Origin of the sequence: Maritimibacter sp., from assembly GCF_016774595.1 — a bacterium.
GTDB lineage: Bacteria > Pseudomonadota > Alphaproteobacteria > Rhodobacterales > Rhodobacteraceae > Maritimibacter > Maritimibacter alkaliphilus.
Genome location: NZ_JACBWT010000002.1, coordinates 1286058 through 1304688 on the forward strand (window position 1 = coordinate 1286058; position 18631 = coordinate 1304688).

At 65.7% G+C, this 18631-nt stretch carries 22 protein-coding genes and 1 tRNA gene; 16 read left to right on the plus strand and 7 right to left on the minus strand.

Going from position 1 to position 18631, the window contains the following annotated elements:
- Positions 1-51: 51 nt before the first annotated feature.
- From HOY44_RS17450 to HOY44_RS17460, 3 genes are all read right to left on the minus strand, one after another.
- Complete coding sequence (locus HOY44_RS17450) at positions 52-2094, minus strand: capsule polysaccharide biogenesis protein (RefSeq protein WP_287436475.1); 2043 nt, start codon at positions 2092-2094, stop codon at positions 52-54.
- A 12-nt stretch (positions 2095-2106) separates the two neighbouring features.
- Entirely contained in the window at positions 2107-3210 is a 1104-nt protein-coding gene (locus HOY44_RS17455; RefSeq protein WP_138424223.1) for a polysaccharide biosynthesis/export family protein, read from the minus strand.
- A 145-nt stretch (positions 3211-3355) separates the two neighbouring features.
- Entirely contained in the window at positions 3356-4648 is a 1293-nt protein-coding gene (locus HOY44_RS17460; RefSeq protein WP_287436477.1) for a capsule polysaccharide biogenesis protein, read from the minus strand.
- Between the two features lie 199 nt (positions 4649-4847).
- Between HOY44_RS17460 and HOY44_RS17465 the strand changes: the two genes are divergently transcribed.
- From HOY44_RS17465 to HOY44_RS17495, 7 genes are all read left to right on the plus strand, one after another.
- Positions 4848-5438, plus strand: a complete 591-nt coding sequence (locus HOY44_RS17465; protein ID WP_287436479.1) for a riboflavin synthase — start codon at positions 4848-4850, stop codon at positions 5436-5438.
- Positions 5435-5998 (plus strand): hypothetical protein, encoded by a 564-nt coding sequence (locus HOY44_RS17470; protein ID WP_138424074.1) that lies wholly within the window; start codon positions 5435-5437, stop codon positions 5996-5998. The genes HOY44_RS17465 and HOY44_RS17470 overlap by 4 nt, the downstream gene beginning before the upstream one ends.
- A gap of 49 nt (positions 5999-6047) precedes the next feature.
- The gene (locus tag HOY44_RS17475; protein WP_287436482.1) at positions 6048-7013 is read left to right on the plus strand and encodes an MBL fold metallo-hydrolase; all 966 of its coding nucleotides are present in this window, start codon (positions 6048-6050) and stop codon (positions 7011-7013) included.
- Positions 7014-7216: 203 nt separating this feature from the next.
- The gene (gene ribB, locus HOY44_RS17480) at positions 7217-8353 is read left to right on the plus strand and encodes a 3,4-dihydroxy-2-butanone-4-phosphate synthase (protein ID WP_040884452.1); all 1137 of its coding nucleotides are present in this window, start codon (positions 7217-7219) and stop codon (positions 8351-8353) included.
- Positions 8353-8862, plus strand: coding sequence for a 6,7-dimethyl-8-ribityllumazine synthase (locus HOY44_RS17485; RefSeq protein WP_008329486.1), 510 nt, complete (start codon positions 8353-8355; stop codon positions 8860-8862). Before ribB ends, HOY44_RS17485 begins: the two co-directional genes overlap by 1 nt.
- Positions 8863-8949: 87 nt before the next feature.
- Complete coding sequence (nusB, locus tag HOY44_RS17490; protein ID WP_138424073.1) at positions 8950-9456, plus strand: transcription antitermination factor NusB; 507 nt, start codon at positions 8950-8952, stop codon at positions 9454-9456.
- 158 nt (positions 9457-9614) lie between these two features.
- Positions 9615-9929: a hypothetical protein gene (locus HOY44_RS17495; protein WP_287436486.1), complete on the plus strand. Its 315-nt coding sequence runs from the start codon at positions 9615-9617 to the stop codon at positions 9927-9929.
- Here HOY44_RS17495 and HOY44_RS17500 read toward each other — a convergent pair.
- The gene (locus HOY44_RS17500; protein WP_287436488.1) at positions 9923-10612 is read right to left on the minus strand and encodes a nitroreductase family protein; all 690 of its coding nucleotides are present in this window, start codon (positions 10610-10612) and stop codon (positions 9923-9925) included. The two genes, HOY44_RS17495 and HOY44_RS17500, sit on opposite strands and share 7 nt — an antisense overlap.
- A gap of 301 nt (positions 10613-10913) precedes the next feature.
- On the opposite strand from HOY44_RS17500, the gene HOY44_RS17505 reads away from it, so the two are divergent.
- Positions 10914-11375, plus strand: coding sequence for an MmcB family DNA repair protein (locus tag HOY44_RS17505; protein WP_008329476.1), 462 nt, complete (start codon positions 10914-10916; stop codon positions 11373-11375).
- On the opposite strand, the gene HOY44_RS17510 is transcribed toward HOY44_RS17505, so the two are convergent.
- Positions 11344-11568, minus strand: a complete 225-nt coding sequence (locus HOY44_RS17510; protein WP_008329475.1) for a DUF6324 family protein — start codon at positions 11566-11568, stop codon at positions 11344-11346. The two genes, HOY44_RS17505 and HOY44_RS17510, sit on opposite strands and share 32 nt — an antisense overlap.
- 104 nt (positions 11569-11672) lie before the next feature.
- Here HOY44_RS17510 and HOY44_RS17515 point away from each other — a divergent pair.
- The 3 genes from HOY44_RS17515 (at position 11673) to HOY44_RS17525 (ending at position 13146) form a co-directional block, all read left to right on the plus strand.
- Positions 11673-11749: transfer RNA gene (locus HOY44_RS17515), tRNA-His, on the plus strand.
- 142 nt (positions 11750-11891) lie between these two features.
- Positions 11892-12557 (plus strand): hypothetical protein, encoded by a 666-nt coding sequence (locus HOY44_RS17520; RefSeq protein WP_287436491.1) that lies wholly within the window; start codon positions 11892-11894, stop codon positions 12555-12557.
- 4 nt (positions 12558-12561) lie between these two features.
- The gene (locus HOY44_RS17525) at positions 12562-13146 is read left to right on the plus strand and encodes a hypothetical protein (protein WP_287436493.1); all 585 of its coding nucleotides are present in this window, start codon (positions 12562-12564) and stop codon (positions 13144-13146) included.
- Here the strand turns inward: HOY44_RS17525 and HOY44_RS17530 are convergent.
- Complete coding sequence (locus HOY44_RS17530; protein ID WP_287436495.1) at positions 13143-13442, minus strand: DUF6476 family protein; 300 nt, start codon at positions 13440-13442, stop codon at positions 13143-13145. The genes HOY44_RS17525 and HOY44_RS17530 overlap by 4 nt on opposite strands.
- Between HOY44_RS17530 and HOY44_RS17535 the strand changes: the two genes are divergently transcribed.
- The 4 genes from HOY44_RS17535 to HOY44_RS17550 all read left to right on the plus strand — a co-directional run bounded on the left by HOY44_RS17535 (position 13441) and on the right by HOY44_RS17550 (position 16945).
- Positions 13441-14475 carry an RluA family pseudouridine synthase gene (locus HOY44_RS17535; protein ID WP_287436497.1) on the plus strand — a complete coding sequence of 345 codons (1035 nt, stop codon included), beginning with the start codon at positions 13441-13443 and terminating at the stop codon, positions 14473-14475. The two genes, HOY44_RS17530 and HOY44_RS17535, sit on opposite strands and share 2 nt — an antisense overlap.
- Positions 14476-14638: 163 nt before the next feature.
- Positions 14639-15535 carry an RNA polymerase sigma factor RpoH gene (gene rpoH, locus HOY44_RS17540; RefSeq protein ID WP_138424066.1) on the plus strand — a complete coding sequence of 299 codons (897 nt, stop codon included), beginning with the start codon at positions 14639-14641 and terminating at the stop codon, positions 15533-15535.
- 63 nt (positions 15536-15598) lie between these two features.
- Positions 15599-16585: a Gfo/Idh/MocA family protein gene (locus HOY44_RS17545; RefSeq protein ID WP_287436499.1), complete on the plus strand. Its 987-nt coding sequence runs from the start codon at positions 15599-15601 to the stop codon at positions 16583-16585.
- Between the two features lie 27 nt (positions 16586-16612).
- The gene (locus HOY44_RS17550; RefSeq protein ID WP_287436501.1) at positions 16613-16945 is read left to right on the plus strand and encodes a DUF4389 domain-containing protein; all 333 of its coding nucleotides are present in this window, start codon (positions 16613-16615) and stop codon (positions 16943-16945) included.
- Positions 16946-17026: 81 nt separating this feature from the next.
- Here the strand turns inward: HOY44_RS17550 and HOY44_RS17555 are convergent, their stop codons facing one another.
- Positions 17027-18199 (minus strand): dipeptidase, encoded by a 1173-nt coding sequence (locus HOY44_RS17555; protein WP_287436502.1) that lies wholly within the window; start codon positions 18197-18199, stop codon positions 17027-17029.
- A 78-nt stretch (positions 18200-18277) separates the two neighbouring features.
- Here HOY44_RS17555 and HOY44_RS17560 point away from each other — a divergent pair, with 78 nt between their 5' ends.
- A complete protein-coding gene (locus tag HOY44_RS17560; RefSeq protein ID WP_287436504.1) occupies positions 18278-18547 on the plus strand; it encodes a DksA/TraR family C4-type zinc finger protein in 270 nt (89 codons plus the stop codon).
- The last annotated feature ends 84 nt before the right edge of the window (positions 18548-18631 follow it).

The window sequence follows — 18631 nt, forward strand, 5'->3', positions numbered from 1 at the left end:
CCAGCCCTCCAAACCTCCCTAAGTATTTTCGAAACAGAGAAGGGGACCGCTTCAGCGCCAGAAGGTGGTGTAGGGCGCGAGCAGGCCTTGCAGCTTTGAGACGAGGCGCAGGGACGGTGTGCCGGGGCCGGTTTCCTGCGCTTCGATCCGGTCGAGGATGACCTCGACCGGGCAGGGCATGTTCGTGACCGGGTCGTGGTAGCGCGGGTAGTCGATGAGGATCGCGTGGACGAGGCCGGCAAGGCTGGGGCGCGCCCTGCGTCGGTCCGGTATGGTGCCCAGATCGCGGGTGAGGCCCCAGCCTGCGTAGAACGGGGCGCCGAGGCAGGAGACGGTCTTGCCACGGATGAGCGCCTCGAACCCGAGGGTCGAGGTCATGGTCCAGACCTCGTCCACCGCTTCGATCAGCGCCACGGCGTCGGTTTCGGTGGCGACCACGTCGGCATGGCGCGCGGCCTCGTCCAGCGGCATGTCGCCGTCGCGCAGGCCCGCTTCCACGTCCGGGTGGGGTTTGTAGATGATGACGGCCTCCGGGTTGGCCGCGCGCACGCCGCGCAGGAGGCCCCGGTTGTGGGTGACCTCGCGCGTGCCGAGGCGGACTGAGGCATCGTCTTCGACCTGACCGGGAACGAGGATGCGGTGGCCCGGCGGCAGGTTGACCGGCGCGGCGCGATCGAGGTTGTATTTCGAGATACCGGAGGCGGTGAGCCGGTCGATCAGGGCCTCGGCACGGTGAAGCGGGCCGGGGGCGAGGGTTTCTGCGGCGGCGACGAGCCGTTCGAGGCGGCTTTCGGCGTTCGGATCGTAGTAGATGCCGAGGTCGTCACGCACGAGCGACAGGGGCGGGGTCAGTTCGGCGCCCAGACCCCGCGAGCGGATGAAGCCGTCCTCGATGCGGATGGCCGGGGCGGTGAGCGTGTCCGCTTTTCCCGCCCAGACCATCAGCGGGCGACCCGTCTTTGCCGCTTTCGCTTCGGCCTTGGGGCCGTCTTCGAAGATCACGCCCGCGCCGCTCCCGTAGAACTGCGACAATGGCTTGCGCTTCCACAGCCGCATTCCGGCGGCGACGTAGCCCGGCCCGTCCTCGCGCATCGCGCGGGCGCGCGCCTCCAACGTTCCGATCACGTCCTCGATCTCGCACAGCCTGTCGCGGTAGGGGTCGTACCACGTCGGATATTCGAGCATGGCCGCGGCGAACAATTGCGCGCGCGTCAGTTGACGTTCGCGGCGCGGCACGGGGTTTTCGTCCTTGGTCAGGCCCCAGCCGGCGTAGAACGGCTGGCCGAAGACGCGGGGCTTGTGCCCGGCGAAGATCGCTTCGAACCCCATGCCGGACGAGACGGTATAGACCGCAACCGCGCCCTCCATCAGCGCCCAGGGGCTGACGGGATCGGTCAGAAGCGTGACCTTGCCGCCCGTGTGTTCCGGGCCGTAGTAGCCCAGGCGATGGCCTGCGGTGCTGTCCGGGTGGGACTTGATGACGACGCGCAGGCCCGGATTTTCCTCCTGCGCGATGACCAGCATTTCACGGAAGGTCTGCGGTGTGGCCTTCGACGCCAGCACGGCCGCGTCGTCGCGGGTCTGGTCGATCACCAGCACGTAGGGCGCGCGCGGCACAGGGGCCTTGGGGTCGAAGCCGTTGTATTTCGACAGATGGGCGTGGCGGATGCGGTCCACCGCGTCGCGCGCACGGCTGAGAAGCGCGTAGTCGTCCAGCGGCGCATCCGCGAGCATTCGTTCGAGGTCCGAGGGCACGGCGGGGTCGAAATGCACGCCGGAGCGGTCGAGGAGGAGGCCCAGCGGCGGCTCGCCGTCACGGCCCAGACCGACCGAGCGCAGGAAGGGGTCTTCGACGCGCATCAGGGTGGCCCCCCGCCGGTTCGCGACACCCTCGCCCCGGTGCGCGGTGGGCGAGACGCCCCAGACCGCCACGGTATCTTGGGCCTTGGGCAGGCCGATGCGAATGTCCCACCCGGCCAGCGTCAGGACACGCCGCACCCGGCGCTCCCGCAGGAAACCGCCCGAGTAAACGTAAAGCCGCCGCGAGGAGGGAGGCTCCGTCGTGGCGGCTGTGATCCTGTCGTAGGGGGTCATGCGCCCCAAACCTTACGGCGTCGCGCCGACGAGGCCGAAGGTGCTGCCTGCGTTGGCCAGCGACTCGGCCGCGCCGAGGGCACCGGTGAGCGCCGTGATGACCTTGGCCCACTGGACGTAGGGCGCTTCGGTCACGTAGACGGTATCGCCGTCGCGGATCACGAAGTCGCGGGCCATGAACATGCCGTTGGGTTCGGTCAGGTTCAGCACGTAGATCAGGCGCTGCGCCCCGACCAGATCGCCCCGTGCCAGCACGACATTCGCGATCTCGGCGGGTTCGTTGCGGAACACGAAGATACCCGTGGGGTCGGCCAGTGTCGGGTTCAGACCGCCGACCTGCGCGATGGCTTCGAGCGCCGAGAGGTTCTGGGTCTGGAAGTTCACGCGGGTCTGGGTGCCAGTGGCGCCGAGAGCGGTGAAGGCGCGGGTGTCGGCCTCGACCAGAATGCGGTCGCCATTGCGCAGGGCGATGTCGAGGCGCGGGTCTTCGAACAGATCCTGATACCAGATCTGCCCGGTCTGACCGCCACGGATGATCTTGACCACGGCCACCTCGGGGTTCACGGCCACACCGCCTGCGGCGGCGAGCATGGCACCCAGCGTGCGGGTGGGGCGTTCGATCGGGTAGACGCCCTGACCGTTGACCGCGCCCGTGATCGACACGGTGGCGCCGTCGCCAGCGATCCGGGTGACCAAGACCTGCGGGTCCGGGGTCTGGGTGGCGAGTTGTTCGGTGATGATGCGGCGCACGGCTTCGGGTGAGTTGCCGGCGGCCTTGATCCGTCCCGCATAGGGGATGAAGATGAAGCCGGAGCCGTCGACCTGCACCTCTTCGAGCGCGGCGGGGGCGCCTGCCGAGGCGAGGATGCCTTGTTCGACGTTTTCCCAGATCGCCACGCCCAGCACGTCGCCTGGGCGGATCGTGTCGGACCCGACCTGTCCGGCCGAGAGGAAGTTCTCGCCGAACCCGAGCGCCGGGGTGACGGCGGTCGCCCGCGTCACGTGATCGTTGACCGAGACGACGAAGGCGTCGCCCTGTCTCTGCACCGAACCGGAGTAGATTTCCTGCTTGTTCGGGCCGCTTCTGGGGAGCACGTCACATGCGGCTACACCCATCACAAGCGCGAAAAGGAGCGCGATGCGCGCCCACGTAATGCCCTGATTTTTCACTGCCCGGGCTCCTTTTTGGAGTTCTGCCTCAGTTTCTTTTTTTGGCAGACTACTCGGGCTGTGGATAAAAATCCAGACGCGATTCCAAGGGTTACTTCACGAGTCTCAACTGTTGCCGGGGGGCCGCGGTGCCCTTGGCGAGGGCATCGTAGGGGTCGTCCGGGGCGAGCATCATGTCGACGATCTGGCGCAGAAGCTGCCGCCGGCCCCGGGCCGAATAGAACCCGCCGGGGATTTGCGAGGTTTCCAAGAGGTAATGACGATAATCGCGGTAGGCGCGGCTGTCGGGGCGCGTCGGCTGGGCGAAGAATTCGGGCAGGGGCTGGGTCGAAACGAACTCCGGCTTGTCATAGACGGCCGCGCCGAAAACCTTGAGCGGAAGTCCGCGCCACAGCACCTGTTGGGCCGCCGTCGAGTTCACGGTGACGGCGCTGCGGGCATGATCGAGCAGCCGGGCGAGCTTGCCGCCGCGCACGTAATGCACTCGTCCCTCGACGCCATATTGGGCGGCCAGACGACGGATTTCGCGGCGCAGGGGCACGCGGCCATCCTCCAGCGGATGCGCCTTGAACACGAGGTGATGGTGACGGGCCGCGCCGTTCGCGAAGCCTTCGATCACGAGGTCGAGGAACTCGGTCACGCTTTTGAACGGGGAATGGTCCAGAAAGCTCGCGTCATGGGCCAGTTGCAGAAGCGCGAGGTGATAGGGAAAGCCGCCGTTTCGGATACGGCGCGTGGCGATGATCCGTCCCAGCGCCTGAAACGGCATCAGGATCAGGCGCTTGAGGTAAAGCTGGAATTCCTTGCCCACGGTCAGGGCGCGGTGCGGACGGAAGCCGCGATAGCGCCGGTTCGCGAACATGACGAACCAGTGGTAGAGCGCGCCGTAGAAGATGTGGTGGCGCATGTCGCCCCAATGGGCGGGCGGCTCCGGAATGTCGAGCTGCGCGTCGGCCAGCACCTGCTGCATCTGCGGCACGTCCATGTCCATCAGGCGGGAATGGCCGTTCGATCCGCCGCGCTCATAGCTGATCCAATAGGGGCGCAGGTAACCCTCTTCGAACACGTGGACCATGACGCCCGCTTTCCGCGCGGCGCGCACGGCCTCGGCATGAATGAACCGGGTGTCGCCGTAGAGCACCAGATCGGTCACGCCCTTTTCGGTCAGGATGGTGCGGATGCGTTCCGGCCACGCGTCCTGGCTTTCGGTGAAGGGAATGTAGGTCCGCGCATCGTGCCAGAACACCTGATCGCCCATGTTGAACCCGACGCGCCAGACCTGCGCGCCCGAGGCCGAGAGCATCCGGGCCAGACGACGGACATAGGGGCCGTGTGGCCCTTGCAGGAACAGGAATGTCCGGTCGGTTCCGTCGATGGCTTTCATGCGCCTGATTTTACCCGTTTTTCTGGCCTCTGTCGCGAACTGATGCCGCGTTTCTTCAAGGAAAACCTTGCCATTGTCCTTGCGCAAGACACAAAACACCCGAACCGGGCTTTTTTGTGACGCTTGGGGTTTGGCTTGTCCCGCGCCCTGCTTGGCAAGGGGTGGGATTGGGCGTAGCCATTGGGGAAAGGAGTCAGCCATGTTCACTGGGATCATCACCGATATCGGCCGGATCGCCGAGGTCACCCGGACCGAGGATCTGCGCGCGCGGATCGCGACCGCATACGACACCTCGCGCATCGAACTGGGTGCGTCCATCGCCTCCGACGGCGTGTGTCTGACGGTGACCCGGCTCGGCCCGGACTGGTACGAGGTCTTCGTCTCGGGCGAGACGCTGAACAAGACCAACCTCGGCGGATGGGAGGTCGGCAAGCGTGTGAACCTCGAACGCGCCCTGAAGGTGGGGGACGAACTGGGTGGGCATATCGTCTCGGGCCATGTCGATGGCGTGGCCGAGGTGACGGATGTGCATGACGAAGGCGACTCGACGCGGATTTCCTTCAAGGTGCCGGGCGATCTGGCGCGCTTCATCGCGCCCAAGGGCTCGGTCGCGCTGAACGGCACCTCTCTGACCGTGAACGAGGTCGACGGCGACACGTTCGGCGTGAACCTCATCACCCACACGAAAGAGGTGACGACCTGGGGCGACGTGCGCGTGGGCGACAAGGTCAACCTCGAGATCGACACGCTGGCGCGCTACGTGGCGCGGCTCGGCGAATACGCGGCATGACCCTGATCGGTCACAACGGCGGGCCGGGGATCGGCAATACCGGCTGGCACGGTTATGCGTGGCGCAGGGCGCGGGCCGATCTGGTGCCGACCCTGCCGCTGGAAGTGGTGCGGATGCGGGTGCGCCGGGCCAAGGAACTTGGGATCGATTACAAGAGCTACGCCTCGATCCGGGCCGCGACGGGGCGCGACGTGATCGCGCTCCTGTTCTCGTCGAACGCGCTGAAATGCGGGCCGAAACTGGTTGCGGTGCCTGAGGCCGAGGCCACGAAACTGCGGGGCGTGGCCCGCGCAGAACGCCTTGCCGCCGTGCACCGTCCGCTCGACGCGCCCGGCTTTCACGGCGCCAACGCCGCGCTTATCGACGCAGCCATGCAGGCGCCCACATTGGCCGACGGCTGGTCCGCCACGCGCGAAAAGCTCGCCGACCTGACCGCGCGCCGGGGGGTGCCCACGGATGCGGTCTTGGTCGTCGGCGCGACCATGCTGGAGGCCGAATGGTCGGTGGCGGGCCGGATGGCGGGATACCTGCCGGCCGAGAGATATTTCACGACGCTTTAAATCATTCGAAATCGTGCATATGATTCCCGGATCGAACAGGGAGGAATCGATGCCGCTTTTGCGCCCCACACGCCGCGAGATGCTCGCGCTCGCCGCAGCTATGCCCGCCTTCGCCATGCCCGCGGCCCTTCGCGCCGAGCTTGGCCCGCCTGATGGCGAGAACCCCGCGCACTTTCGCTTCACGCTGGGGGATATGAAGATCACCATCGTCTCGGACGGCTGGTTCCCGCAGCCTCTGACGGCCATGGGCATGAATGCGGACGAGGCCGAGAAGCTGGCGTTTCTCGAAGCGCATTTCCTGCCGACCGATGAACTCGTCGGGCATACGAACCACGTCTATATCGAGACCGGCGAGGCGAAGGTGCTGATCGACGTCGGCTCCGGCAATCGGTTCTTCGACACGGCGGGGCGGCTCATGTCGAACATGGAAGCCGCCGGGATCGACCCTTTCGCCACGACGCATGTCGTCGTCACCCATGCCCACCCGGATCACATCTGGGGCGTGCGCGACGATTTCGACGAGGCGATCATCCCCGACGCCGAATACGTGATCGGCGAGGCCGAACACGATTACTGGTTGCAGGACGGCCTCGTCGACCGGGTGGCCCCGGAGGCGCAGCAGTTCGTGCTGGGCGCGGTCAATTCGATCAATGTCGATGGCGCGGACTGGACGCTTGCGGGCGACGGGCACGAAGTGGCGCCGGGCGTGCGGCTGATGTCGACCAACGGGCATACGCCCGGGCACATGTCGATCCTGCTGGAAAGCGGCGACGATCAGCTTCTTGTGCTGGGCGACGCGATCACCCACGCCTTCGGGCACTTCGCGCACCCCGACTGGTACGGCTCGATGGACAGCGACCCCGAGGCGACGGTGGCCACGCGCCGCCGAATCCTCGACATGGCCGCGGCGGATCGCATCCCGGTCGTGGGCTACCATTTCCCGTTCCCCGGCGTGGGCCATGTGAAGGCCGAGGGCGAGGCCTATGCCTTCGTCCCGGCGCTCTGGCGGTTCTGAGGTTTCGCCGGGCTGAAGCCCGGTCGACCAGCTGGGGAGGCGCTGCCTCCCCAGACCCTCCGAGGTTTCCTGAAACAGAGAAGGGGCGGGCGGTCGGCATTCATTGCGACGTTGCGATTTTCACAGCCTCTGTGCGCGACGTTCCTCTGGCATCGGGGGGCGGGTCGCGTTATCTCGCGGGGGCAATTGGAAGGAATGCCCAGATGTCGGACGCCAAGATCTATGACGCACCCGGACCGGTGGAACGCGAGTGGGGCGATGTGATCTCCTCGATCGAGGAGATCATCGAAGACGCGCGCAACGGCCGCATGTTCATCCTCGTCGATCACGAGGACCGCGAGAACGAGGGCGACCTGGTGATCCCCGCGCAGATGGCGACGCCGGATGCGATCAACTTCATGGCGACCCACGGGCGCGGCCTGATCTGCCTGTCGCTGACCGGCGAGCGGGTCGATGCGCTGGGCCTGTCGCTCATGGCCTCGCAGAACTCGTCGCGCCACGAGACCGCGTTCACCATTTCCATCGAGGCGCGCGAAGGCGTGACCACCGGCATTTCGGCGCATGACCGTGCGCGCACCGTTTCGGTCGCCATCGACCCGACCAAGGGAGCCGCCGACATCGCGACTCCCGGCCACGTCTTTCCGCTGCGCGCCAAGGACGGCGGTGTCCTTGTGCGGGCCGGCCATACCGAGGCGGCCGTCGACATTTCGCGCCTTGCGGGTCTGAACCCGGCCGGCGTGATCTGCGAGATCATGAACGAGGACGGGTCGATGGCCCGGCTCCCCGATCTCGTGGCCTTCGCGCAGAAGCACGGATTGAAGATCGGGACGATCAGCGACCTGATCGCCTATCGCCACCGCCACGATAACCTCGTGAACGAAAGCGCGGTGAAGCAGGTCACCTCGGCCTATGGCGGCGACTGGATGCTGCGCATCTTCACGGACGAGACGCAGGGGGCCGAGCACATCGTGCTGACCAAGGGCGACCTGACCACGGACGAGCCGGTGCTGGTGCGTATGCACGCGCTGAACCCCTTGGAGGATGCGCTGGGCCTTGGCCCGAACCCGCATGACGAACTGCCCCGCGCGATGCAGATCATCGCCGACAAGGGGCGCGGGGCCGTGGTCCTGCTGCGCGACCCGTCGATGAAACTCGCCACCGCCGAGGGCGAGGTCAGCCCGCAGGTGCTGCGCCAATACGGCCTCGGTGCGCAGATCCTGTCGGCGCTGGGCATCCACCGGATGCATCTGCTTACCGACAGCCCGTTGCCCAAGGTGGTGGGGCTGGACGCCTACGACCTGACCATCGAAGGCACCCATCCGATCCGGGGAGAGAAGTGATGGCCGGAACCGAGACGCATTACACCCTGCCGCGCCCGACTTTCGACGAGGCGCCCAAGCTGCTGATCGTCGTGGCGCCTTATTACAAGGACATCGCCGACGACCTGATCGCGGGCGCCAAGGCCGAGATCGAGGCCGCGGGTGCAACGTGGGAGATCGTCGAGGTGCCCGGCGCGCTGGAAGTGCCGACCGCGATCCGCATCGCCGACCGCACCGCCGATTTCGACGGCTACGTCGCCCTTGGCTGCGTGATCCGGGGCGAAACCACGCATTACGAGACGGTGTGCAACGACAGCTCGCGCGCGCTCTCGACGCTGGGGCTTGCGGGCCTGTGCATCGGCAACGGCATCCTGACCGTCGAGAACCGCGATCAGGCCGTGGTTCGCGCCGCCGTGGACCAGCAGAACAAGGGGGGCGGGGCCGCTGCCGCCGCGCTCCACCTCATCGCACTCGGTCGGAAATGGACGGGCGGCGAGAAGCAGGTCGGCTTTCGCCCCGTCGGAGCGTGAGCGAATTTTCACGCTTTTCGCGGAAAACGGTTTCCCTTGGTCCGGCCTTGATCTAAGGACGCGGCCTGAGTTTGCCCGAGAGCCGACATGACCGACGAGACCCCGCAAGACACCGACCGCCCCAAGCGCAAGATGACGCCCGAGTTGAAGCGCCGGATGAAATCCGCGTCGCGGCTTTATGCTGTGCAGGCGCTTTTCCAGATGGAGGCGGCGGGGCAGGGCTATGACCGCGTGCGCAAGGAATTCGAGGACCATCGCTTCGGGGCCGAATACGAAGAGGGCGAATTCGAAGAGGGGAACGTGGACCTCTTCCGCGCCATTCTGGGCGAAGCGGTGGACCGGCAGGCCAAGATCGACCAGATGACCGACCGGGCGCTGGTCGCCAAATGGCCCATCGCGCGGATCGACCCGACGCTGCGCGCGCTGTTTCGGGCCGCCGGGGCCGAGCTGGTTCTGGGCGACACGCCGCCCAAGGTCGTCATCGTCGAATTCGTCGAGGTCGCCAAGGCGTTCTTCCCGGAAGGTCAGGAACCCAAGTTCACCAACGCCGTGCTCGACCACATGGCGCGCGAGGCGCGGCCGGAAGCGTTCTGAGCGGTCGTCAGGCTGCCGTCTGCGCACGCGAGTTTCCGCACCATCGTCGCCAAACCTGAAGGGCCGATCGGCCTGAACGCGCCAACCGCGACCCTGCGACAAATGGGCCTTTGCGGCTGCGGCAACCCGTGCCTACATTCGGATCAGGAGGTGCTGACATGCCCAAACTGATCTCGCTCTACATTCGTCACGTTCTGATCGGGTTCGGCCTTGCCGCCGTATTCGTCGCGGCGCTTCTGTGGATGAACGTGGGCAACCTGTGGCACCTCGTGTCGACCTCTGATGTCGGGATCATGGCCGTCATCATGCTGTTCTTCGGCAACGGGATCGTGTTCTCGGGCGTGCAGTTCGCCATCACCATCATGCGGATGGGCGAAGATGACGAACCGCGCGGGGGCAAGCGTATTCCGGTCGCGACCAATATCCCGGCGCGGATCGAAGCGACGGCGAACGCACCGCGTAAGCGTCAGTAAACCTTTAGAATTTCGCCCAGCGGCTTTTTCAGTTTCGCGACCGCGGGCACCGTGGCGTCCTCGGCCGGGTGGCCGACGGCGAGGATCATCACCGGCTTTTCCGAACCGGGCCGCCCCAAGGCGCCGTTCAGGAACTTCATCGGGTTCGGCGTGTGGGTCAGGCAGGCGAGGCCCGCCTGATGCAGCGCCGCGATCAGGAACCCGGTCGCGATCCCCACGCTTTCGGGCACGTAGTAGTTCTTGAACCGGGTGCCATCGTCGAATTCGCCCCAACGCTGCGCGAAAATCACGATGAGCCAGGGCGCGATCTCGAGATGCGGCTTGGAGGCGTCGGTGCCGATGGGTTCCAGCGCCTTGAGCCATTCGTCGCCCGCGCCGCCGTCGTAGAACTTTTCCTCTTCCGCCTCGGCCTCGGCCCGGATGCGGGCCTTCAGCCCCGCGTCCTGCACCACGGCGAAGAACCACGGTTGGTGATTGGCTCCCGAGGGCGCGCGGCCCGCAGTGGCGACGGCGGTCTCGATGATGTCCTGCGGCACCGGGCGGTCCGAGAAGTCGCGCACCGTGTGGCGCCGCGCCATCAGGTCGAAAAAGCCGGTCACGCGGGCGCGTGCCTCGTCATCCGTCCAGTCGAAACGGTCGGGCAGGGGCAGGGGATCGTGCGGCAGGTTGGACTTGGAAGACATGAGGCTCCTCCCGGTGTTGCCGGAAGGAGCCTAGGTAGTGGCGGGACCACCTGCAACCGTCAGGGAAGCGCATTCCCGAGGACCTGATATTCAGGTGGGCGCCGGGTAACTCGGCCACGGCCGCGACAGAGCCAGCTCCCTCGGATTTGCTTAAGGCCACCGGAATGTTCCCGTGTAGACGAGAAGGGCAGACCGCCAAGACCCGAGATAGGCCCGGCCGGGGGTTCGCGCAAGGGGAATGATCGGGGGAATTTCGCGCGGGCGACTTGCGAAATGTTCACGAATTGTTCATTCTGGGCGCATGGACACCGCATTGCTTCAACCCGGCCAGTTGCTCGCCCGTGGCGTGGCGCGGCACCTGAGCCTGCACGATTTCGCCTGCGTGGAGGAATTCGTGCCGGCGCGCGGGTTGCGCACCGATGTCTATGCCGTGGGCCCCAAAGGGGAAATCTGGGTCGTGGAGTGCAAGTCCTGCCGCGCCGATTTCATGGCGGATCACAAGTGGCAGGGCTATCTGGAGTTCTGCGACCGGTTCTTCTGGGCGGTCGATTGCGACTTCCCGCTCGACCTTCTGCCGGACGAGACCGGGCTTATCATCGCCGATCCATACGATGCCGAGATCGTGCGCATGGGGCCGGAAACAAAGCTCGCCCCGGCGCGGCGCAAGAAACTGACGCTCAAGTTCGCGCGGGATGCGGCGCGGCGCCTGCACGGCTACCGCGATCCCGGCGTCAGCCCTTTTTCGGACCCTTCGACTTTTTAGCGCCCTTGTCGCCCATCTTCTGCGCCTGCATCGCGGCGGCGCGAATTTCCTCGGCAATCTCAAGGGCTTCGTCCGGCTCGAAGTCCATCGGCAGATCGATGCCGTTGCCTTCGACATAGATGCGCACCATGCCGAGCGTGGTCGGCCCGATCTGGATGTTGGCGGAAACTTCGGTCTCGGAATTGATGCCCATGGCTGCGCTCCTTCAAGGATGCGGGTGAGTTACGCCGTGCCCCTTCGTTTTTCAAGCCCGGGCTATTGCATTGCACGGATGGGGGCGCTAAACGGCGCTCCAGTGCCGACATAGCTCAGTTGGTTAGAGCGCTTGATTGTGGATCAAGAGGTCCCCCGTTCGAGCCGGGGTGTCGGTACCATCCTTCCCTTTTCGATGTTCGCGCCGAGCGGGCCAGTGCCGTGGTCAAGCTGCGACAGCCCGCGTCATTTCGCGCGGGCAGGGCTTGCCCCGTTCCCAAACGTCCCATAGCGTCCGAACAAGGGGCTAGAAGGGCAGAAAAAATGAAGCTGAAACTCAGCGGTCTCCTGGTGACGGCACTGGCTCTTTCGGCCTGTGCGACCAGCACGACGGGCGTGACCACGACCACCACGACAACGACGACGACCACCAGCGGATCGGGCAGCGTGACCACGACCTCGTCCGAGGTGGTCCTGTTCGACTCGCGGGAGTTGCCGAACGCCGAGGCGCGGCGCACGCTGGCCTGGTCGAACGTGGAGTTCGGGGCGGTAAACGACACGACGCTCGGCGGTGTCGATTTCGTGGTCGGGACGCAGCGCGAAACGGCGCGGGGCTATACCGGCGTTCGCGCGGGCACCGACATCGGGGTCACGGTCGCGACCGGCACGGCGACCTACACCACCGACTATACGGTCCTTCAACTCGACAACCTCACCAGCGACGGCACCAACCTGTCGGGCGACCTTATCCGCGATTCCGGCCAGATCGTGCTGACGGCGGATTTCGACACCGGCGGGCTGACCGGCACCGACAAAGACCTTGTGGTCGCGGGCACAATCGCGGGCGACAATCTGGGCGGCGCAGTGACCTATCGCAGCACGGCCGGCCTTCTGGGCGGCAACATCGGCGACAAGGGCGTCGCGGGCGCGTTCCACGGCAGCGGCGCGGACACGGTGTTCGCGGGCGGCTTCATCGGACCGCAGGACTGACGCCATGCTTCGCACCGCGCTCCTCCTCCCGCTTCTCGCCTTCCCGCTGTCGGGCTGCCTTCTGGTCGACGTGAACACGCGCTCGGGGTTCTACACGGGCGGCACCGTGTCATCGACCGTAACCACCACCGACACCATTCAGGAGTCCGGCGATATCTACGACGCATCCATCGGCGGCATCGAGTATTTCTCGACCCTCGGCAACGGTCGCGCCGAAGCCTATTCCGCGATCCTAGCCGGGTCCGACACGGGCACGACGCCGACCTCGGGTCAGGCGGTCTACCTCGCCGACTACGAAGTCGCCGTGATCTCCAACCTGCGCTACTACGAGACCGAGCTGCGCGGGGTGTCGAGCCTCGATGACGGCAAGATCTCGATCGTCGCGGATTTCGATCAGGGCACGGTGACCGGGTCCGACGGCGCGCTCGTCGTCGATGGCGCGATCACAGGCCGCGCGTTCGAGGGCGGGGTGGTCTATGCGGGCCATGACGGCGACCTCGAAGGGCTCGTCGGCGATCAGGGTGTGATCGGTGCGTTCCACGGCAACAACGGCAAGATCGTCTTCGCCGGTGGCTTCGTCGGGAATTAGTCGACCGCGATTTCCTGTCTGAGCGTCTGGCCGGTCGTGTCGTAGATCAGGATGCGGTCGTCATCCGTCACCACGGCGATCCAGTCGGACCCCCGCGTGATCGCGGTGGCGGCGCTGCCGTCAGGCAGGGCGATCCGGTCCGGGAAACTTTGACCGGGCGTTTCGTTCAACCGCATGACAACGACGGCGATCAGGACTACAAGCCCCACGATCATGGTGACCGTCAGCGTCGTCACCAGCCATTTCAGGTAACGTACGAGACCGGCATCCGGGCCGGTCAGGGGAGCCTCGTCCATGTCGTCCACGTCCGTCCTCGTCGAGATCGGGGCCAATCCGCCCAACCGGCTTGATAAGGCACTGGCCCGCGATGTGCCAGAGGCGGCGAACCTGTCGCGTTCGCGGCTGGCGAAGCTGATCGCCGAGGGGGCCGTTGTGCGGGCAGGCGAGGTGCTGACCGACGCCAAGGCCAAGGTCGCCGAGGGCGAGGTGATCGAGATCACCGTGCCGGTGGCCGAGGACACCCACATGCTGCCCGAGGCGATCGCGCTCGACGTGGTGTGGGAGGACCACGACCTGATCGTCGTGAACAAACCGGCGGGCATGGTGGTGCATCCGGCGCCCGGCACGCCGTCGGGCACGCTGGTCAACGCGCTTTTGCACCATTGCGGCGACGATCTGTCGGGCGTTGGGGGTGAGAAACGCCCCGGCATCGTCCACCGGATCGACAAGGACACCTCGGGCCTGCTCGTGGTGGCCAAGACCGATGCGGCCCATCACGGGCTGGCGGCCCAGTTCGAAAAGCACACGGTCGAGCGGCATTACCGCGCGCTGGTCTACGGTATGCCCGACCTTGCCGATCCGCGGCTCAAGGGCGTGCGTGGCGTGAGTTTCGAACAGGGGGGGATCGTGAAGATCACCACTCAGCTCGCGCGCCACAAAACCGACCGCCAGAAACAGGCGGTCACGTGGTCCGGCGGGCGTCACGCCGTCACGCGGGCCCGCGTGGTTGAAACATTTGGGCGGCCTCCTTCCGTCTCATTGCTCGATTGCTGGCTCGAGACCGGGCGCACGCATCAGATCCGCGTGCACATGGCCCATGCCGGTCACGGGCTTGTCGGTGATCCGGTCTACGGCGGGCGGCGTAAACCCTCTGAATCCGCTCTGGGGGCCGAGGCGGCCAAGGCGTTGTGGGGGTTCGAGCGACAGGCGCTTCATGCCGCCACGCTCGGGTTCGAGCATCCGGTGACCAAGGAACAGCTGCGGTTCGAGGCGCGTTTGCCTGATGACATGGCGGGGCTGATCGAGGTGTTGGGCGCTAAACCCGACTGAAATACTCAGCACAAAGGCGTGAGCCCGCTACCAAAACCGACGGAGATGAGTTCATACTTCGTTAAGTGTTCAAGGGCTCAATGCTCTTGAATGGTGGTACACGCGCCCTAAATAGAATGTTAATCCCCGAAACATTGGGGCGCGACAGTGGAGATGTAAACAGATGGCCAATTATTCGACTTTGCCTGCTCCGACGCCGGAAGGTGGCCTGAACCGCTACCTTCAGGATATCCGGAAGTTCCCGATGCTGGAGCCGGAGGAGGAATACATGCTGGCCAAGCGGTGGGTGGACCATCAGGACACCGACGCCGCGCACCAGCTTGTGACCAGTCACCTGCGGCTCGCAGCCAAGATCGCGATGGGCTATCGCGGCTACGGCCTGCCGCAGGCCGAAGTGATTTCCGAAGCCAACGTGGGTCTCATGCAGGCGGTCAAACGCTTCGACCCCGAAAAGGGCTTTCGCCTCGCCACCTATGCGATGTGGTGGATCCGCGCCTCGATTCAGGAATACATCCTGCGCTCGTGGTCGCTGGTCAAACTCGGCACGACCTCTGCCCAGAAGAAGCTGTTCTTCAACCTGCGCAAGGCCAAGGCCCGCATCGGTGCGCTGGAAGACGGCGACCTGCGGCCCGAGAACGTGGCCCAGATCGCCCATGACCTGAACGTCACCGAGGAAGAAGTGATCTCGATGAACCGGCGCATGTCGGGTGGCGATGCCTCGCTCAACGCCACGATCACGAACGACGGCGATTCCACGATGCAGTGGCAGGACTGGCTGGAAGACGAGGATGCCGATCAGGCGGGCGACTACGAACAGCGAGACGAACTGACCGTGCGCCGCGAAATGCTGGCACAGGCGATGGACGTGCTGAACGACCGCGAGAAGGACATCCTGACCCAGCGCCGCCTGTCGGACGAGACGGTGACGCTGGAAGACCTGTCCGGTCAATACGACGTCAGCCGAGAACGTATCCGCCAGATCGAAGTGCGCGCCTTCGAGAAGCTCCAGAAGCGGATGCAGGAGCTTGCCTCGGAAAAGGGCATGGCCGAAACGGCCTGATTGCGCTAACGACGACACAGGACGCCCGGGCCAAGCGCCCGGGCTTTTTGTAAGGGGAAACCAATGGCCAACGACCTGCGGTGGGGCATTCTCGGGGCGGCGCGGTTCGCCGCCAAAGACATGGCGCCGGCGATCCACGCGGCGCGCGGCAACCGACTGGCCGCACTTGCCACGACCTCGCCGGACAAAGTCGCGCCGTTCCGGGCGATCACCGACGATCTGACGGTCTATGACAGCTACGCGGCGCTGCTGGACGACGATGGGATCGACGCCATCTACATCCCGCTTGCCAATCACCTGCACGTGGATTGGACCCTGCGCGCGATCGAGGCGGGCAAGCATGTGTTGTGCGAAAAACCCATCGCGCTCGACGCGGGCGAGGTGGATCGCATCATCGCCGCGCGGGACGCGAGCGGGCTGCACGTCGCCGAAGCCTACATGATACTGCACCACCCGCAGTGGGAGCGCGTCAGGGAACTGCTGGACGCGGGTGCGCTCGGCACGCTGGGCCATGTCGACGCCGTGTTCACCTACAACAACCCGGATCGCGCGAACTTCCGCAACCAGCGCGGCACGGGCGGCGGCGGTATCCGCGACGTGGGCGTCTATACCTATGGCTCGGCGCGCTTCGCCACGGGCGCGGAACCCGAAGAGATCTCGACCCGCATCCGATGGGAGGACGGGGTCGATGTCTGGGCTCATACAACGGGCACGATGGCCGGGCCGAAAGGCCGCTTCACCTATTCCGGTCTCACCTCGACCCGGCTCATGCGTCACCAATCCGTCACGTTCCACGGTTCGGACGGCCTTCTGAAGCTCACCGCGCCGTTCAACGGCGGCGTTTTCGCCGAAGCGCAGGCCCATCTTTTGCGCCCCGACCACTCGGTCGCGGTGGAACGCTGGCCGGGCGTGAACCAATACGTTCTTCAGGTGGAGAATTTCGCGGCGACGGTGCGCGAGGGCACGTCCTATCCCGCGCCGCTCGAATTCAGCCGGGGCACGCAGGCCATGATTGACATGGTGTTTTCGCAGGCGACCGATATTACTTGAATAGGGACAGAACTGGGAGACGACGGGATGGCCAAGGAAGCTGAAACACCGGATGAGGATGTCGATCCGACCGTGCTGGAAGAGCCGGGCGCGGAGATCGACGAGCGCGAGCCGGACAACATCTGGCTGCGCGGGCTGTGGATGGTGTTCTTCGTCATCGCGCTCTGGGTGGCACGCGGGCTGGTCATCATCGCGGGCCTGATCCAGTTCTTCTGGATGCTGTTCGGCAGCGAAAAGAACCACTACGTCGCCGAGTTTGGCGAGGATCTGGCCGACTGGATGGCGCGCGCCACCCTGTTCGTCACCGGCGTCACCGAAGATCGCCCGTTCCCCTTCGACCGCTGGGGCATTCCCGACTGATCCGTGGCCGTGCGGAGCGCGCCAAGTGCGCGCGCAGGGCAAGCGCCGCCCCGGCTTCGCCGGGACGCCGCGGTGGGCGCCTCAGTTCAGCCGGTCGCGCAGAACCCTGACCATGTTGCCGCCCGCGACCTTGCGAATCTGCGCCTCGGTCAGGCCGATGTCCAGCATCGCCTGCGTCAGGGCGGCGAGCTCGGCGGTGTCGAAGCCGGTGGTCACCGTGCCGTCGTAATCGGAGCCGAGGGCCACGTGATCTTCGCCGACAAGGTCGATGGCTGCCTGAATGGTGCGGGCCACGCCCAAAGGGCTGTCGTCGCAGGTCACGTCCTCCCAGTAGCCGATGCCGATCACCCCGCCCGTGGCGGCGATGGCCTGCATCAGGTCGTCCGGGTAATTCCGCTTCGTGTCGCAATGCGACCTAATACCGGTGTGGCTGACCACAAGCGGCATATCGGTCATCTCGATCACGTCGCGCGCCACCTGGGGCGAGGAATGGGCGAGGTCCAATATCATGCCCCGCGCCGCGACCTCTTTCACGACCTGACGCCCGAAATCGGTAAGTCCGGCATCGCCGACCCCGTGCAGCGATCCACCCAGTTCGTTGTCGAAGAAATGGTGCAGCCCGATCAGCCGGTATCCCGCCGCCTCGAGCCGGTCGAGATTGGCGATCTCGCCTTCGAGCGGATGGGCGCCCTCGATCCCGAGAACACCGCCCACGACCTCTTCCCCGGCCTCACGCAGCGCGAGGACGGCGTCGAGATCCTTTTCGGTGCGGATGAGGCGCAGATGGCCCCCCGATCTGTTCGCCGCGTTCCTGAGCCGCTCGGCCTGATAAAGCGCACGCTCCAGAAGGCTGTTCCAGGTGCGTGGCGGCCAGAGCTGACCCACGGCGAGAAGGGTGATGTTGTCGAACGTCTCGGCGGAGTTCTCTTCGTAATTCTGGCCGGAGGGGGATTTGGTGACGGCGGTGAAGACCTGAAGCGTCACGTTGCCCTCGATCAGGCGCGGAATGTCCACATGTCCCCGGTCGGACCGCTCCAGCGGATCGCGCTTCCACAGCAGCGTGTCGGCATGCCAGTCGCCGATGAGGAGCGTATCGTGAAACGCGGCACCCTCGGCGGTGACCGGGTAGGGGTCGTGTTCGACGACCACGTTCATGTCACGCTCGGCGATCCCCGGCGCGAGGATGAAGAACCCCAGAAGCCCGACCACCAGGACGGTCAGCACGATTCCAAGGATCCATTTCACGATGCGCATCCGCTCCTCCCTCGTTCTTGCGGGCAGGCTATGGCACACTACCTATGGTGAACAGACCCAACCCGACGGAAGGTGGTCATGGCCGGTGGATGGAGCCGCGACGGTGCGGTGCAGGAACAGATCGACGCGTCGATTTCGGAGGAGCTGGAGCGCCTGCGCGCCCGGCGCGCGCCCGTGGGCGAAAGCCTTGCGGTCTGCGCGGAATGCGGCGAAGCGATCCCCGAGGCGCGGCGCGAGGCCTTGCCCGGCGTCAAGATCTGCATCGATTGCCAGCAGGAGCGTGACCAGACCTTCAAGGTGCGCCCGGGTTTCAATCGGCGCGGCTCAAAGGACAGTCAACTGAAATAGCCGCGTCTCCTACGGCAAGCGCCGGGGGATTTTGCATCCCCCGGACCCCCTGCAGGATATTTTGGGACCGGAAAGCAGGGTGCC